Annotated in this window: 14 protein-coding genes; 4 read left to right on the top strand and 10 right to left on the bottom strand. The window is 64.0% G+C overall.

Annotated features, from left to right (window positions below):
• Positions 1 to 35: 35 nt before the first annotated feature.
• The 6 genes from aroA to BMON_RS01105 form a co-directional block, all read right to left on the bottom strand.
• Positions 36 to 1,469 carry a 3-phosphoshikimate 1-carboxyvinyltransferase gene (gene aroA / locus BMON_RS01130; RefSeq protein WP_033511015.1) on the bottom strand — a complete coding sequence of 478 codons (1,434 nt, stop codon included), beginning with the start codon at positions 1,467 to 1,469 and terminating at the stop codon, positions 36 to 38.
• On the bottom strand, positions 1,466 to 1,921 hold the full coding sequence (locus BMON_RS01125) for a hypothetical protein (protein WP_033511017.1): 456 nt from the start codon (positions 1,919 to 1,921) through the stop codon (positions 1,466 to 1,468). The genes aroA and BMON_RS01125 overlap by 4 nt, the downstream gene beginning before the upstream one ends.
• Positions 1,918 to 4,032 (bottom strand): ferrous iron transport protein B, encoded by a 2,115-nt coding sequence (gene feoB / locus BMON_RS01120; RefSeq protein WP_081882732.1) that lies wholly within the window; start codon positions 4,030 to 4,032, stop codon positions 1,918 to 1,920. The genes BMON_RS01125 and feoB overlap by 4 nt, the downstream gene beginning before the upstream one ends.
• A gap of 82 nt (positions 4,033 to 4,114) precedes the next feature.
• A complete protein-coding gene (locus BMON_RS09395; protein ID WP_081882731.1) occupies positions 4,115 to 4,342 on the bottom strand; it encodes a FeoA family protein in 228 nt (75 codons plus the stop codon).
• Positions 4,343 to 4,432: 90 nt separating this feature from the next.
• Positions 4,433 to 5,440: an asparaginase gene (locus tag BMON_RS01110; RefSeq protein WP_033511257.1), complete on the bottom strand. Its 1,008-nt coding sequence runs from the start codon at positions 5,438 to 5,440 to the stop codon at positions 4,433 to 4,435.
• Positions 5,440 to 6,981, bottom strand: coding sequence for an amino acid permease (locus tag BMON_RS01105; RefSeq protein ID WP_152595684.1), 1,542 nt, complete (start codon positions 6,979 to 6,981; stop codon positions 5,440 to 5,442). Before BMON_RS01105 ends, BMON_RS01110 begins: the two co-directional genes overlap by 1 nt.
• A 159-nt stretch (positions 6,982 to 7,140) precedes the next feature.
• Between BMON_RS01105 and BMON_RS01100 the strand changes: the two genes are divergently transcribed.
• Positions 7,141 to 7,890: a M50 family metallopeptidase gene (locus BMON_RS01100; RefSeq protein ID WP_051917733.1), complete on the top strand. Its 750-nt coding sequence runs from the start codon at positions 7,141 to 7,143 to the stop codon at positions 7,888 to 7,890.
• A gap of 3 nt (positions 7,891 to 7,893) precedes the next feature.
• On the opposite strand, the gene BMON_RS01095 is transcribed toward BMON_RS01100, so the two are convergent.
• Positions 7,894 to 8,841 (bottom strand): LysR family transcriptional regulator ArgP, encoded by a 948-nt coding sequence (locus BMON_RS01095; RefSeq protein WP_202805428.1) that lies wholly within the window; start codon positions 8,839 to 8,841, stop codon positions 7,894 to 7,896.
• A gap of 381 nt (positions 8,842 to 9,222) precedes the next feature.
• On the opposite strand from BMON_RS01095, the gene BMON_RS01090 reads away from it, so the two are divergent.
• Positions 9,223 to 9,954, top strand: coding sequence for a LysE/ArgO family amino acid transporter (locus BMON_RS01090; RefSeq protein WP_034881661.1), 732 nt, complete (start codon positions 9,223 to 9,225; stop codon positions 9,952 to 9,954).
• A 616-nt stretch (positions 9,955 to 10,570) separates the two neighbouring features.
• On the opposite strand, the gene BMON_RS01085 is transcribed toward BMON_RS01090, so the two are convergent.
• Positions 10,571 to 11,125 carry a type 1 glutamine amidotransferase domain-containing protein gene (locus BMON_RS01085; protein ID WP_033511021.1) on the bottom strand — a complete coding sequence of 185 codons (555 nt, stop codon included), beginning with the start codon at positions 11,123 to 11,125 and terminating at the stop codon, positions 10,571 to 10,573.
• 394 nt (positions 11,126 to 11,519) lie between these two features.
• On the opposite strand from BMON_RS01085, the gene BMON_RS01080 reads away from it, so the two are divergent.
• Positions 11,520 to 12,092, top strand: a complete 573-nt coding sequence (locus BMON_RS01080) for an SOS response-associated peptidase (RefSeq protein WP_237745272.1) — start codon at positions 11,520 to 11,522, stop codon at positions 12,090 to 12,092.
• Positions 12,089 to 13,489, top strand: coding sequence for an MFS transporter (locus tag BMON_RS01075; protein WP_202805427.1), 1,401 nt, complete (start codon positions 12,089 to 12,091; stop codon positions 13,487 to 13,489). Before BMON_RS01080 ends, BMON_RS01075 begins: the two co-directional genes overlap by 4 nt.
• Before the next feature lie 146 nt (positions 13,490 to 13,635).
• Here the strand turns inward: BMON_RS01075 and budA are convergent, their stop codons facing one another.
• Together budA and alsS are read right to left on the bottom strand one after the other, a co-directional pair.
• The gene (gene budA, locus BMON_RS01070) at positions 13,636 to 14,436 is read right to left on the bottom strand and encodes an acetolactate decarboxylase (RefSeq protein WP_237745271.1); all 801 of its coding nucleotides are present in this window, start codon (positions 14,434 to 14,436) and stop codon (positions 13,636 to 13,638) included.
• A 167-nt stretch (positions 14,437 to 14,603) separates the two neighbouring features.
• Positions 14,604 to 16,376 carry an acetolactate synthase AlsS gene (gene alsS / locus BMON_RS01065; protein ID WP_169740299.1) on the bottom strand — a complete coding sequence of 591 codons (1,773 nt, stop codon included), beginning with the start codon at positions 16,374 to 16,376 and terminating at the stop codon, positions 14,604 to 14,606.
• Between the last annotated feature and the right edge of the window lie 205 nt (positions 16,377 to 16,581).

Here is a 16,581-nt window from a genome sequence, read left to right as displayed (position 1 = left end):
TCCAACGGGATGACGCTCGTGCGGGAAACAACGGCTCAGCCAAGCATCGCCGCCCACATCCCGGGAAAATCGGGCAGCGTCTTACGCGTTGTGGCGATGTTCTCCACCGTGGTGCCGGCAAGCCGCAAGCCGATCATCGCGGCGAACGTGGCCATACGATGATCCGCATAGGTCCTCATCGTCGCGGGCCGCATCAACGCATGATCCACGGGGGTGATCGACAGGCCGTCCTCGAGTTCCTCGGCCGATCCTCCGATCCGTCTTATCTCATCGACCAGGGCGGCCAGCCGATTGGTTTCGTGACCACGAAGATGGCCGATGCCGACGAGTGTCGTGGGAGTGTCGCCGAACACCGCCAGGGCTGCGATCGTCGGCGCGACCTCTCCCGCCGCCGACAGATCGTACGTACCTAGCCCATGAATCGAACCGGTTCCGGACACCCGCAGCACTCCCGAAGCCTGCGGCGTCGGTGCGCTCACCGTGGCCGTCGACGAATCGTCCCCGGTGCATTCGTGGTCGTCAAGCCATACGCGGGCACCCATCGACCCCAGGATATCGGGCACCATGCCTCCCGGCTGCGTGGTGCGATACGGCCAATGAGGCACGGACACGCCACCCCCCGCGAGGAGTGCGGAGCCAAGGAACGGTGCGGCGTTTGACAGATCAGGCTCGACCGTGATGCCCTGGGGCAATTGCAATGCCCCGTGTCCCACGATCCACTCCCCCTCCTGCGGCATCCGAACCGATCCCCCGCATAGCGCGATGTCGTGCATGGTCATGCGGATATGGGGCATGCTGGGCAACGTTCCACCGGTATGCCGCAGCGAGAGGCCGTGGGGAAGCCTCGATGCGATGAGCAGCAGCCCCGAGACGAACTGCGACGAACCCGAGGAATCGATGGCGACGGTGTCACCGGTGATCGAGGAGGGCGGAGTGATGGTGAACGGCAGGAAACCCTGCTCGCCAAGGTAATCGACGCGGGCGCCGAGCTGTTCGAGACCGTCGAGTACGGGGCGCATGGGGCGTCGATACGCCTGCGCATCCCCGTCAAAGGAGACGGGACCATCGGCGAACAGCGCCAGACCGGGGAGGAAGCGCATCACGGTGCCGGCGAGGCCGCAATCGATGTGCACACGACCGGTGAAGACCCCCTGGTCCGGCGGCGTCACCCGCACGGTGGTGGGATCACCATCGCAGGGCGCGCACGCGGCACCGAGGGTCCTCAGCGCCTCCATCATGAGATCGGTGTCACGGGAGCGTAACACGCCGCGTACCGTCACCGCACGCGAACCCAACGCCGCCAGCACGAGGTAACGATTGGACAGTGATTTGCTGCCGGGAACCTCGACCGTCGCATGCAAGGGCCCCGTGGCGACCGGCGCCTGCCATGGGCCCGCATCACCATCCTGCCCTCGGGGAGGTTCGCCAACATAGGGATCGGAGGGGTTGCCGTCTGAAATCATGCTCATAGGCCCCATCCTATCGGCCATGAGGGAATTTGCCGGGGCACGCCGTGTGACGTCGATCCGGGACGGTCAGTGTGCCTGACGACCATGGATTTGACGCGGGAGAACACCCCTCGGTGGGCGTCTGCGGACCGGGCTTGCAACGTCCGCTGCGGTAGAAGCGGGCATCCGGCGCAGACCAGGGATTCGGGATCGGGGTTGCAGGTCGCCTCGGAGGAACAGTTCTCGGTACGCAGTTCGAACGTCTCGAACCGCCCGCGGCTGCGCTCGCGATCGATGATCATGAGAACCAGCTCGAGCGGCAACCCATACTGCCTGGCGAGCAGACGCGGGGTGCGTCCACTGGTGAGACCCGAGATGATGCCATCGACCAAAGCCGTCGAATCCCGAGTACCCGTCTCGCGCGGTTGGGTGTCGGCCTTCGACGTCGTCGCCGTGCGTCGGAAGCCGTTCATACGAGCAACCTGCCGATCTGGAAGATCACCACCGCCAGCACATAAGCGACCGCGAGGCCCATGAGCACCGACTTCGTCGCGGTGCGCGTGCCGTACTGCCGTTTCATTTCGGCCACCGTCGCAAGACACGGCGTATAGGCGAGAATGAAGATCATGAACGCCGCGGCCGCAGCCTGCGGGTGACCGTGGCTGGAACGCTCGAAACTGCGGTGGACCGCCTGCCCCAAGGTTCCCGTCCCCTCCTGGGCCTCGGTCTGATTGGCGTCCTGGATGGCGTAGCTCTGCGACATGGATCCGACGACGACCTCCTTGGCCACGAATCCCGTGATGAGCGCTGCGGAGGCGTGCCAGTCGTTGAATCCGGCAGGTTCGAACACCGGCGCCACCCCGGCCGCCACCGCGCCATAGAGTGAATGCTCGACTTCGTCGACATGACCGAAGCTGTTGGTGCCGGCGGCACCCGCCGTCAGCGGTATGGCGGACAGGAACCACATGATGACGATCATGGTGATGATGATCGAGCTCGCGCCCCGGATGAAGGCCCAAAGACGCAGTAGGACGGACCGCAGCAGCTGCAGGACCTTCGGCATCTGATAGGGCGGCAGGCCCATGGCGAACGGCTGCGTGCGCAGATCGGAGAACTGCGTGCGACGCAGGACCAGACCGACCGCCAGGATGATCGCCATCGAGGCGACGTACATGAGGAAGATGGCCAGCCCGGCGTACCGGTCGAAGAAGGCGTAGGCGAGCACGATATACACGCTCAGCCGCGCGGAACATGAGGTGAACGGGATGAGCAGGCCGGTCATGAGCCGCTGCCGGGAGTCCGGCAGGGTGCGGGTGGAGGCCAGAGCGGGCAGATTGCAACCGAAACCGACCACCAGGGGCAGGAAAGCGCGACCGTCGAGACCGATGAGGCGCATGGCCCGGTCCATGACGAAGGCGGCCCGGGCCAGATACCCCGAATCCTCAAGCAAGGAGAGGATGATGAACATGATGCCCATGGGGGGAATGAACGTCAGCACGGTGATCGAACCGTCCAACAGACCATCGACCAGCAACGAATGGAACCAGCCATCGAGGGATCCGGAGCCGGCCACGGCCGAGAACACGGCGTCGATCCCCGAAGCCAGCCATCCACGCAGGGTCACATCGAACCAGTCGATCAACGGCCCGGCCAGCGTCGTCGTCGCCTCGAATACAGCGTACATGACCGCAAGGAACACCGCGATCCCCGCCACCGGATGAAGCAGCACACGGTCAAGACGATCGGAGAGGGTCATGCGCTCCTGCGCGACATCGTCGGATTCGCCCAGTCTGGCGATGATGGCGGCGACCCAGAGGAATCGCTCGTCGGCGGAGTTGCGCACCCACCGGGAGACCGCCTCCTGGTCATCGGTGGGCCCGGGGACGGTGATCGAGGAGACGTAGGGGCGGCTGGGTGCCACCTGGGCGGGACTGTCGGCCTCATGGCTTCGATCGAGCGTGGCGGCCACCGCTTCCTTCAGCGCATCGGCGCCCTCACCCGTGCGGCCATCGACCCTGACGAAGGACAGATGCGGCAGCACCTCGGCGAGCCGATCCAGATCCACCGCCGCATGGTCGCGTTCGGCCAGATCGAGCATGGTCACCGCGACGACGACCGGCCTGCCCAAATCGAGCAATTGACTGAGCAGATACAGCGACTTCGATGGCGAGGTCGCATCGAACACATCCACGATCACGTCGGGAAGAGGATTGCCGGCGCGCCCCATGGCCGCCTCGCCGGCGACCTGCTCGTCGGGGCTCAGCGCATCCAGCGATGCGGTGCCGGGAGTGTCCACCACATCCCACATCCGGCCGTCATGATGCAGATGACCGGCCTCGATGAGCACCGTGGTGCCCGGCGCGTTCATGACCGTGGCGTTGGCTCCGAGAAGAGCGTTGAACAAGGTGGACTTACCCACGTTCGGGTTGCCCACGAACACGATGCGGGGATACCCGCTGTCCTCATGGTGATGATGGTGCGCGGCCGGGAGCAGCACCATGAGGCCACGGCGGTGGTGATGACCCCCGGCATGCGGCTCGTCGTCGTCACACCCCTGGTGTTCCGCGTGGGCGTCCGTGGTCATTGCATGCTCATTCATCACGATGTCTCATCACTTCGCTCGCTACGATGCGAAGCGCACTGCGTCCCGGTACGGACCGAGGACTCTAGCGCACCTCAACAAGGATATGGCTGGCCGTATCGCCATCGATGGCTATGCGATCCGTGCCATGGGCAACGACGCGACCACCGAAATTGGCCTTCTGGATGACCCTCATGCGCTCATGCTCACGAAATCCGAGCTCATTGAGCCGGAATCGGTACCGTGCCATGAGGTCGATCCTGCAGATCTCGATCTCGACCCCCAGCGGGCACGTGCATAAGGAATTGGTCATAGTGCGAGAATAGCCCCAAGTCCAAGGGCTTGTAAAGAGTTTGCCCAGACGTATTTCCCCCGAGTGCAAGGGCGCGGGCACATCGCCAGGCTATTCATGCAGATCGTTCATCTCCCCCGCCACCGACACGCCCATCCAACGAGTGGTCCGTTCGGGTCCCAGACCTTGGGAGAGCAGGAACACGAGCTTGGCGTACACGGCTTCGAACGTCATGTCGAACGCGGAGCAGGCGCCGGACGCCGCCAGTCCCGCGCCCGCTTGGTAGCGTCCGAGCATGACCTCGGCCTGCTGGCACTGCGAGCAGACCACGACCGGTATGCCCTCCCCCGCCACCCTCTGGATGACGTCCGTGAGCCCGGGCTCGCTGTCGGGTATGTTGCCCACACCATAGGCCCGGATGAGCACGGCTTCGGGGCGCGGAGTGACCATCGCCTCGAGACGCCGGGCGTCGATGCCGGGGACCATGTTGAGTACGGCGACGTCATGACGCCCGTAGGGACGAGGATCCAGCCAGCCTTTGCCGGAGCGATCGAAATGGTTCCAATGCCACGGGGTGCCGGACTGTGCGACGGGACCCGTGACGGGCGACTCGAACCCCTCGAACGCCCATGACGAGGTCTTGGTGATCCGGTTGCCGGCGAAGAGATGGTGACCGAAGAAGAGCTCGACGCCCTCCGCCTGACCGCTGAGCGCGGCGTTGAACGCCCCGGTGACGTTCGCCGTCGCATCGGACTCGATCCGTCCCAGGGGATGCTGGGAGCCGGTGAAGACGACGGGTTTGCCGAATCCGGTCAGCGCGTAGGTCAGGGCCGATGTGGTGTAGGCCATGGTGTCGGTGCCGTGCAGCACGACGAAGGCGTCGGCGCTGTCGTGGAATCGCCACAGGTCGTCGATGATCGCCTGCCAGCTGGTCGGATCGGCATTGGCCGAGTCGATCAGCGGGTCGAGCGTGCTCATGCTCACCTTGGAGGGGTCCAGATCGGACCCCTGTTCGAGCAGCCGGAACAGCCAACCATGCAGATCGGCTCCGGGGACCAGTCCGTCGGGCGACTCCACCATGCCGATGGTGCCGCCGGTGTAGGTCACATGAATGCGGATCATGATCGCTCGCCCCCTGTCACCTCGGCAGCTTCAGGGGACCCGGCGACTTCGACGGGGAAACCATCGTCGGCCGCCGCGGGCGTCTGATCCCCGTCCTTGAGATCGATCGACTCGAACATGTCGCCGCTGATGCGACCGCGTACCGCGTACCATCCCGCGACCATCGCGACGACGACGGCGGCGAACAGGGACAGGGTCCAGCGGCCCGACGTGCTGGTGAGATTCGAGACCACAACGAGCGTGAAGAACGTGAGGCTGAGGTAGTTCGTCCACGGCGCCCCGGGCATGCGGTAGTCCGGCCGGACCTCCTTGCCCTGACGGACCTGCTTGAGGAACGCCAGATGGGTGAGCAGAATAGCGGACCATGTGCCCGCGATGCCGATGCCGGCCAGGTTCATGATGATCTCGAACGCCTCCGAGGGAAGCACGATGTTGAGCACGACGCCGAGCAGACCGAGACCGGCGGTGATGGCGATGCCGCCTGCCGGCACATGGTGCCGGTTCATGATCCGGGCGACCTTGGGGGCCGAGCCCGCAATGGCCATGGACCGCAGCGTACGGCCGGTGGCATACAGGCCGGCGTTCAGCGAGGACAGCGCGGCGGTGAGCACGACGACCTGAATCACATCGCCGGCGTAGGGCACGCCGATGCCGGAGAAGAAGGCGACGAACGGGGACTCGTTCGGCGAATACTCCGTATACGGCAGCACTAAGGACATGAGGACGACGGAGCCGACGTAGAACACGAAGATGCGGATGATCATGGAGTTGATGGCCTTGGGCAACACCTTGCGGGCCTCCTTGGCCTCACCGGCCGCCACGCCGACCATCTCGGTGCCGCCGAAGGCGAACACCACGCCGAGGGTCAGCGCGAAGACGATGGGCAGCCCTTGCGGGAAGAACCCGCCATGTTGCGTGATGTTGGCCAGTCCCGCATGGCTGCCGCCCACGGCGGCGCCCGTCACGATCGCCCAGATGGCCACGACCATGAAGATCACGATGGTGGCGACCTTGATGGCGGCGAACCAGAACTCGGCCTCACCGAACAGTTTGACGCTCATGAGGTTCATGACGAAGACCAAGGCCAGCGCGCACAGGGCGATCAGCCATTGGGGTATGAACTCCAACGCCTTCCAGTAGTGGAAGTAGACGGCCACGGCGGTGATGTCCGCCATGACGGTGGTCGACCAATCCAGGAAGAACAACCATCCGGCGACGTATGCGCCCTTCTCCCCCAGGAACTCACGGGCGTAGGACACGAACGCGCCCGAGGACGGACGCCTGATGGCGAGCTCGCCCAAGGCCCTGACCATGAGGAAGGCGAAGACGCCGCAGATCGCATAGGCTATGGTCAACCCGGCGCCGCCCTGCGACAGCCGGCCACCGGCCCCGAGGAACAGCCCGGTGCCGATGGACCCTCCGATCGCGATCATCTGGATGTGACGCGGTTTGAGGTCCTTGGCGTACCCGGAATCCGCGGAATCCTTGATGTCCGAATGCCCGGCGGGCGCTTTCGGTGTTGTGTCCTTGGCTGACATGTCGCTCCTTGGGTTAGATGTGATATCCATCTACAACCTCATCAATGTATTACCGGCGTGTTTCGTGTGGATATCAGGGTCTGAACATAAGCCGCGCTTCGGGACGCACTCTCCGGCTTCATGCAGGTGGGACTCGGTCCCCTGTGCGATGATATGGGCATGCCCTCCGCCCTCTGCGTCCCCGATGTCCTGCATTCGCTGTCCGAAGCCATGAGTCGCATCTGGACGGCTTCGACCGGTCTCTCCCCGTCATTGGCACCACGCACCGCGCTGCTCTGCGCCGCCCTGGCCCTGCTCGCCGTGATGGTCAACCGCGTGTGGTCGGTGTCACGCAACCTCATCACCATCCTCCACGAAGGCGGCCATGCCTGCGTGGCCCTGCTGCTCGGCAGGAGGCTGGAGGGGATCCGTCTGCACGTCGACACCTCGGGCGTGACCACGAGCGTGGGGCGCGCCCGTGGGCCGGGGCTCACGGCGACGCGGTTCGCCGGATACGCCGCACCGCCGCTCTGCGGCCTGGGTTGCGCCGCCCTGGTGGCTCACGGTCTTTCGACGGGTGTGCTGTGGTTACTGGTGCTCGTGCTGCTCTGGCTCGTGACGCGAACGAGAAACGCCTATGGCTGGCTCGCCATTCTTGCCACCGCGGGTCCGATCGTGGCCATCGCCTGGTACGGCGATCCTGTGCAACGTGCGATGGTGGCACACGGCGTGGTGTGGTTCATGGCGTTCGGTTCGCTGCGCACCTTGTGCGAGCTCATCGCTCAGCGGGCTCGCGGTCAGGGTATAGGCTCGGACGCCGATCAGCTCGCCCTCACCGGTATGCCCGCGTGGGTGTGGATCACGCTGTGGCTGCTCCTGTGCGCCCTCAATCTGTGGTGTACCGCCCGCTGGCTGGTAGCCCTGCCCTGATATTCACGCAGCGACCAACGCCTTCCCGCTGGCCGAGATGATCGCCGTCGCCACCTCGTCGAGCGAGGGGGACGACAGGCGCCACTGCTGCCAATACAACGGCACCAGCACCTGTTCCGGACTGATCCGCACGAGTCGACCCTCCGGATACCCCCGTGCGTACGAATCGGGCATGAGTCCCCACCCGAACCCGAGTGCGATCGCGTCGTTGTAGCCGATGGACGTCGGCACGTAATGGGTCGGCGGATGAATCTTGGCCTTGGTGATGCGTCGGACGAAACGGTACTGCAATCGGTCATCGCGATCGAACTGCACCAGGGGCGCCGATTCCAGCGCTTCCCTGGTCAGTCCCCGGGCAAACCATCGTCGTCTGAATTCAGGCGTGCATACCGCGTGGTAGGCCATGGCCCCAAGCCTGGTGATGGAGCAACCCCGTACCGGCCGCTCATCCGCGGTGATGGCGGCCATGACCTCGCCGGTGCGCAGCAGACGGGTCGAAACGTGCTCGTCCTGCCGCCGGATGTCCAGCGCGATGTGGCCTTGCGCCACCGGTGCCAACGCCGGCAGCACCCAACTTTCGAGACTGTCAGCGTTCACGACGATGCGGATGTTGACGACTCCCTGCTGCCCCTGGGCCGCGATGAGATGAATGGCCTCCTCCTGCGCCAAGGTGATCTGCTTGGCCAGACGCAGAAGCAATTGCCCTGTTTCGGTGGCCTGCACGGGCTTGGTCCGCCGTACCACGATGTTGCCCACCTGGTTTTCGAGCGCCTTGATGCGCTGGCTCACCGCCGATTGCGAGACACGCAGCTCGTCGGCGGCACCATCGAAGCTGCCGGTCTCGACGATCTGCTGCAGGGCCACCAGCTGTTCCAGCGGCACCGCACGAATCGCCCTCGCCAGGGAGGCCATGGAGACCGATGACCCCCGTCCACTCGTTCGTTCATCCATCGAGACGTTCCTCATCGTATGCATAGCCTTCCTTCCTCCTGGTGCCGCCTCGGACTGGCCTGGCCTTCAGCGCTTGTCGACGTATCGCGACGTCCGACGTAACTCTCCGTTCGACGTATCGCAACGTCCTTCGCTATCGCACCTTTTCCTAGCTCCGTCTTCCAACACCGTGCTCCACCAAGACGTCGGCCTACCTATCGCACCCTCCTTCAGAACCGGCTAGCGTCTGCGATCGGCAAGTAACCTCGCTCATGGACCGTCAACGGTGCGCCACAGCGATGCCGGTACTTCCATACCGCCCGCTTGTAATATAAGAGTTACTGATGACTTATTAGAAATGTTAGTTGTACTTGTTTTCAACGAGACACTATCGTCGCCGGTATGAACCTGTTGTCACTGCCCATCCTCATGTCGGGATTCACCACCCAAGCCGGCATCATCGTCGCGGTGGGGGCCCAGAACGCCTTCATCATCCGCCAGGGTATAGCGCGTTCACATATGCTGCCGATCATTGTCATCTGCATCGCTGCAGACCTCACACTCATCAGCGTGGGCACCCAGGGCATGGGACGCATCGTGACGAGTCACGCCGCGGTACTTACCGCATTGACCTGGTTGGGGGCCGCGGTGTTAGCGGCGTATGGGGCCATGGCCTTCCATCGCGTGCTACGCCGGCTACATGACATGCGGCATGCCAGGGTCGCACGGCGGGTCGTCGTCCCGCAATCGGATGGCACCGTCGCCATCGCCCAGACATCCGCCGACGTCAGGCCGAAGGTCAGGGTGACGGCCGTCATGCCCGAGGACCAGACTGACGAAACGTCATCGTTGAAGAGCGCCATCATGCAATGCCTCGGTTTCACATTCCTCAATCCGGGCGTCTATCTCGACACCGTCGTCCTGCTCGGCGGCATTGCGGCCACCTACGGCGCCGACTTCAAATGGGACTTCGCTTCGGGCGCGATGCTGTGCAGCGTGACGTGGTTCACGTTGCTCGGCCTCATGTCCACCAAGATGTCACGGCTGTTCCGCAGCGACACCGCGTGGGTGATCCTCGATTCGGTCATCGGCGTGACCATGGTTGTGTTGGCCTGCCACATGGTCATCCACTGACCTCGTCCAAATTGCCTTCCGGCGGTGTCGCCGATTCACTGAGATGAGTCGCGGATTGACTGACGCAAGTCGACGATTCGCATACAAGGGTCGTCGATTCACCGACACAAGTCGACGATTCGCATAGACAAGTCGCCTAATACAAAAATCGAGGGGCCATATTCCGCGGTTGTTTTTCTGTATCACCCCAGTTGCCTGATCGGCATGAGCCGCAACCTTCCATCCCTTGGACACACCGGCAGACAACCGAACATCTCGTCACCAGACAATCACGCTGGCATCCGGTCACGAATACACACTCGGATAAGTCCACGAATAAACACTGCTTGAACACCCTGGTGAGCATCCTGATCAACACCCGAATACACCGAATGACCTACGGAGAAATCCCGAGCGCACACAGGACAGCAGTGGCCTGCGTCCCCAAGATCTTGGACGGAGGCCACTGCTTTTGAACCGCGATGACGTCTCTGTGTGCTGTCGGATGTGCTGTCGACAGCGTTCCCGGTAACGCTTGCCGCGTGCGCTATCGCGAACGCTTTCGGTAACGCTTTCGGTAACGCTGTCCCGAACGCTGTCCGGAACGCTTGTCGGCAGGGCCGCCGAGACGATCCGGTTACCCCAACGTGTCCTTGATGGCTCCGACGAAAGCGTCAAGATCGTCGGGCTTGCGGGAGGTGATAAGCCGCCACCCTTGGGCGTCGTCGATATGCACGGGTTCATTGACCTGCACGCCGCCGGCGTTCTCGACATCGCGTTTGATGTATCGCGTGCTCGTCAATGTCTTGCCGCCCAGGAGATCCGCATTGACCAACAGCCATGCGCCGTGGCAGATGGCCGCGATGGGCTTGCCCGCCTTGGCGAACGCCTGCGCCAACGCGATGGGGTCCTCGGCGACCCGCAGCCGGTCGACGTTTGTCGTGCCGCCGGGGACGACCAACAGATCGTAATCCTCGGCATGCACCTGATCGTATGTGGTATCCGGGTCAAGTCGTTCGCCTTCGTAGCGATCATGTTGCAGCGTCTCCACGGGGGCCTGCTCCGCAGCGGCGAGAGTCACACGCGCGCCCGCCTTGCGCAGATCGCGCAGCGGCCGCGTGAGCTCGGTCTCCTCGATCCCCCAGTTCTGGGTGATGATCAGCACTTTGGCTGTGGTGATGGATCCGGTCATGTCATGCTCCTTGCCTTGCGGTGTCGTTGCGCGTACCCCTCGATGGACCGGCGAACCGGCGTCAAGTGCTCACCATGCTACCCGGGCACACGGGGTTGTGCCCTCAGGAATATCCACGTACATCCTCGTTCATCCATATCCCCGTTCATCCATATCCCCGTTCATCCACATCCCCTGTTCGTCCACGCTTATTCACACACATATCCATGCTTCCACGGTGCGCATGTCGCCATCACTATCGACCGATACGAAGCACGGGATACCATGGCAGCCATGTGTGGACGATTCGCCGCTGACCTCGACTGGGGCAAACTGGGACTAGAATGCGAGGCCGAGTGCTCGCCCGGCCTGCCCCGCGCCATCATGGAACCTGCGGCCCCACGCCACAATCGGGTTGCTTGCGCAGGATCGTCGGGGAATGCGGCACCTGGCACCTGCGACCTGGTCGCTTGTCCCCGCATGGTCATCCACCGACCGGCTTGTGTATCCGACGTTCAACGCCCGCATCGAGACCGCTCTGACGAAACGCACCTGGTCCGACAGCGCCCGCGGCACCCGTGCGCTCATTCCCATGACCGGGTACTACGAACGGGCGAAGGACCACTCACCGTGGTATTTCCACCCGGCCGACGACGCTCCGTTGTTCGCCGCAGGGCTCTACGCATGGTGGCGTGGCCTCCTGACCTGCACGATATTCACCCGTGCGGCGATCGGGAAAGCCGCCGCCGTGCACGACCGCATGCCGGTGCTCGTGGGGCCCGACCTCCTGGCCGATTGGATCGATCCCTCGATTCCCGGCTCATCCATCGTGCCCAAGGCCGCGGCGCGGTCGGTCAACATCTCGGTGACGCTGCGACAGCACGAGGTCGAGCCCATCACCGGCGACGGCCCCCGTCTCATCGAGCCCGCGCTTCGTCTTGCCGACGAATCGGTCGCCGGAACGAACACTGAGGCGGGCAACGCATGACACAAATGACATCGTCACCCTCCGAAGCGCAGGAGACCGATTTCCTTCGCCATCTGTTCATCCCCGTCTACCTCCCCGCGATCCTCTTCGCCACGGGCGAGGGCGCCCTGATCCCCGTCGTACCGCTGACGGCCAGGGCACTCGGCGCGAATATGGCGACGGCGGGCATCATCTCCGGTCTACTCATGATCGGCGTCGTGATCGGCGACCTGCCCAGCGGGTTCGTCGTAGCGAAGTGGGGCGAGACCTTCGCCATGCGTCTGGCCGCCACCATCGCCATCATCTCGGCCATCGTATGCCGGTACGCCCCGAATCTGCCGATGCTCGCAGCCGGCGTGCTCATGATCGGCATCGCCTCGGTCACCTTCAATCTCGCACGTCACGCCTTCCTGACGGCATGGACACCGTCATGGTACCGGGCGCGCGCCATGTCGATGCTCGGCGGCACCTCCCGCATCGGCTATTTCATAGGCCCCTTCATCGCCTCACCCGTTATCGCCCTCACCGGATCGCACAGCGTCTACTGGATCCATGTGGTAGCCTGCGTGGCCGTTCTCGTCGCCCTGAAAGTCATGCCCGACCCCGAGCAAGTGCTCAGCCGCAACAGGGCCAAGGCCGAATCCCGCCGATCCAGGACGCACACCGTCCAGGCGAAGCTCGACGCCACGACGGCCGTCATCTCGCCCACAGCCACCGCTGCGAACCCATCGCCATCGGGCCGCGTTGCCCAAGACTTACCATCGTCAGCAGCCACAGCACCCACAGCCACCACAGCCGACGCAACCACCGCACCCATCGCGACGACCGAACCCCGTCGAGGCTCACCGATCGCCCGGTACTTCACGGTATTGATCAGATTGGGTTCGGCGGCAGGCATACTACAGATGATGCGCGCCTCAAGGCAGGTCATTCTGCCGTTGTGGGGCGTGCACCTGGGGATCTCGTCACCCCATATCGCACTCATCATGGGCATTGCGGGAGCCGTGGACCTGTCGCTGTTCTACACATCGGGCCAGGTCATGGACCGGTTCGGCAGACGTTGGGCGGCGGTGCCCGTGCTGCTCGGCATCGGACTCGGCCATCTGCTCATCCCCTTGGCCACGGCCGAGTGGGGGTATATCGCCGTGGCGATCGTCATCTCGCTGGCGAACGGGTTGGGCAGCGGCATCGTTATGACGCTCGGCGCCGATCTGGCCTCCCGGTACGCCCCGAAGGACATGCCTGGATTCCTGGGGGCGTGGCGTACGTTCACCGATTCCGGTTCCGCGCTGGGCCCGTTGTCGATCTCCGCGATGACCGCATTGACGGGTCTGCCGGCCGCCGCAGTGCTCATCGGATGTTGCGGCTTGGTGGGGGCATTCCTCATGCAACGCTATATCCCACGGATACTGGGCTGACGGCGGTGAGCACGGGTGCAACATGACAGCGTCGAGTTGCACCCGTGCTCACCGGAGTCGCAAACGATCAGAACGCGTATGACGGTTCGTATCAGAACCCCACCGTCACGCCCCGGGGTTGCGACCCTGATGCCACCGACCCCGGTTCACTCCGACTTGGCGATGGCGCCGGCGATGTCGTCGTCGGCGAAGTCATGTGACGAGTAGGGAGCGCTGGCCACCGGAAGATGCTCCTGCAACGTGTCGAAGCGCTGCACCGACACCTGGGCATCCTCGACGTGGAAGTCGAGCACGTGGCCGCCGATCGACAGATCGTCCGCCAGATAGTGGATGTGGAACCCGCCGACCGCGATGCCGTTGAACAGCTGCGGGGAATAGTAGGCAAGCAGGGTGCCTTGGGTCTCGTCCGCACCGAAGGTCCGCTGATGTTCGGCGGTGTGCTCGAGTGTGGGGTATGGCCTCGGCTGCTTGGCGAACACCCGGGTGCGCATGCCCGAGAACCTGCCGGTGATCCGCGTGGCGAAGAACGTATTCGTCGTGCCCATCACGGTGGGCAGCCAGTCGGTCAGCGCCGTGGCCGTGACGTCCGCAATCCGACGCACCGGGGTGAACGACGCATGGTGGACGTTGGCGAACGGCAGGGTGAAGGCATCCGACACCACCACGATGCTGCCGTCGTGGCGCACCTGGTACGGCGTGCCGTGCAGGATGACGATCTCGCCATCCAGACCCTCCCCCGTACCGATGCCGGTGTCGCCGTGGCGCAGGAGCTCGCCCATGGTGAGCGTGCCGTCCAGTAGCCCGGGCACCAGTAGGGCCAAGGTACCGTGCTGGTATAACGTATGCGCGTCCGGGGCAGGTCCCTTCCGGCTCGTGAGAAGCTCGGAGGCCTCCATGCTCAGGTCGCTGTCGAATGTGGTGCCAGGCCGATCGATTACCGATGTCATGATGTATCGCTTTCCGTGGTCCTTGTGGGACCCTGCCAATGCGGAACCGTGCTGGTGCGCGAGACCGCGAGAGTTGGAACTCGTGAGATTGATGGGGAATCGCACGCCGAGACTGTCTTGTGGAGGCCTGCGGCGGCGGTTCCGGGATGGATGGTGTCCTTCGGAAATCAGCTGAGTCCTTCCGGGATCAGTGATTCCTTGAGCTCGTGGTTGTGGGAATAGTCGACGGGGATGTCGACGACGACAGGGCCGTCCTGGGCGAACGCCCAATCCAGCGCGTCCTCCAGCGACGTGCCGTTGCCAACGTGGACCCCGCGGGCGCCGAAACTCTCGGCGTAGTGCACGAAATCGACATGTCCCAACGCCACACCGGCATCTCTGCCGTACTTCGCGACCTCCTGGAAGCGGACCATGTCGTAATGGTCGTCGTTCCAGATGAGTTGGACGATATGCAGATGCTCGCGCACGGCCACGTCGAGCTCCTGGCCGGAGAAGAGGAATCCGCCGTCGCCGGACACCGACACCACCGTGCTGCCCGGACGGACCAAGGCGGCGGCGATCGCCCACGGCAGTCCCACCCCGAGGGTCTGCATGCCGTTGCTGAACAGCAGGTGACGCGGCTCGTAGCTGCGGAAATTCCGGGCCATCCAGATGTAATGGCTGCCGACGTCGACGCTGACGGTCATATCGTCGCTCACGCGTTGCTGCAGGGCGTCGATGATGCGAAGCGGATGCACCGGCGTGGCGTCGCCGCCCTCGGACGTCCCCTTCGGCGCGCTGTTCGACTCAAGCCTGCGCCGCAGCCCGTCGAGATACTCGCGCGAACTGTCGGGCAGATGCCACGACGAAGCGCCGCCGTTGGCCTCGCACAATGCCGTCAGGGCCCGCAACACGGGGGCGATGCCGTAGGAGATGACCGTGTCGGGCTGGAATTCCTTGGTCAGCTCGGGAATCACGTCATCGATGCAGATGATGGGCGCGTGACGGTCCGCGTTCCAGTTGCGAGCCTCGTACTCGATGGGGTCGTACCCGAGAGTGATGACCAGGTCGCTGCGACGCAGGATCTCGTCGCCCGGCTGATTGCGGAAGAGTCCGACCCGGCCGAAGTACAGCCGCTCAAGATCATGCGAGATGATGCCGGCGCCTTGGAACGTCTCGACCACCGGCAGATGATTGATGGCCAGGAATCGGCGCAGGGCGTCGGCGGTCTCGCGCTCCGAGGCCCTCATGCCCGCGAGGATGACGGGCAGCTTGGCGGTCCGGATGCGTTCGATGAGCATGGACACGCTCGAGGGGTCGGGCTCTTGCTGCTGGTATACGGGTATGCGTTCCATGTGCTCACGCGCAACGGTGTGGCCCATCACGTCCTGCGGCACCGAGAGGAACACGGCCCCTTGCTTGGAATTCGTGGCCACCGCATAGGCGTTGGCGAACGACTCTGATAGGGTGTCGGGATCCTGGACCTCAACGCTGCTTTTGGTGATGGGCGCCATCAGTCCGCGACTGTCGATGCTCTGGTGGGTCAGACGGGACACGTCATTGCGCGGCACCTGGCCAGCGATCGCGATGACGGGGTCCCCTTCGGCGGTCGCCGTGACCAGTCCGGTGGCGAGGTTCGAAGCCCCGGGGCCCGATGTGGCGACGGCCACCCCCGGCGTGCCGGTCATGCGTCCGACCCCGGCTGCCATGAGCGCCGCATCCTGCTCATGCCTCGTGATGATGAGTCGCGGCGTGCCCGGCGCCTTGGAATACTGCAGGGTCTCGAAGAGCTGATCGACCTTCGCCCCCGGTATGCCGAACACGTATTGGATGCCGTGGTCGAGCATCGACCGGACGAGCGCTTCGGAGGCCAGCATCTGATCTTGAGGCGCCCCATCCATCCGTGTATCGCTCTCGACTGCCGTCGGTTGCACGACCGACGCTCTTTGCATGGTTTCCATATCAGTCCCCTTGCGTGTGTTGTACGTTGCTTGACGATGTCACGTGGTTCGTCGTATCGGAGGACATGCATCCGGGCGACGCTTAGCACGTGTTGCGGTTGTGCATCACATCCGCAACCGTCATATGAGCCACCGTAGGAGTCATATGTTGATGTGTCAACACATATGCCGGGGTGTCCTCTGTGATTCACGTCACGAATCCGGC

The organism is Bifidobacterium mongoliense DSM 21395, from assembly GCF_000741285.1.
GTDB classification, from domain to species: Bacteria; Actinomycetota; Actinomycetes; order Actinomycetales; family Bifidobacteriaceae; genus Bifidobacterium; species Bifidobacterium mongoliense.
This window is presented reverse-complemented; position numbering and strand designations above follow the sequence as displayed.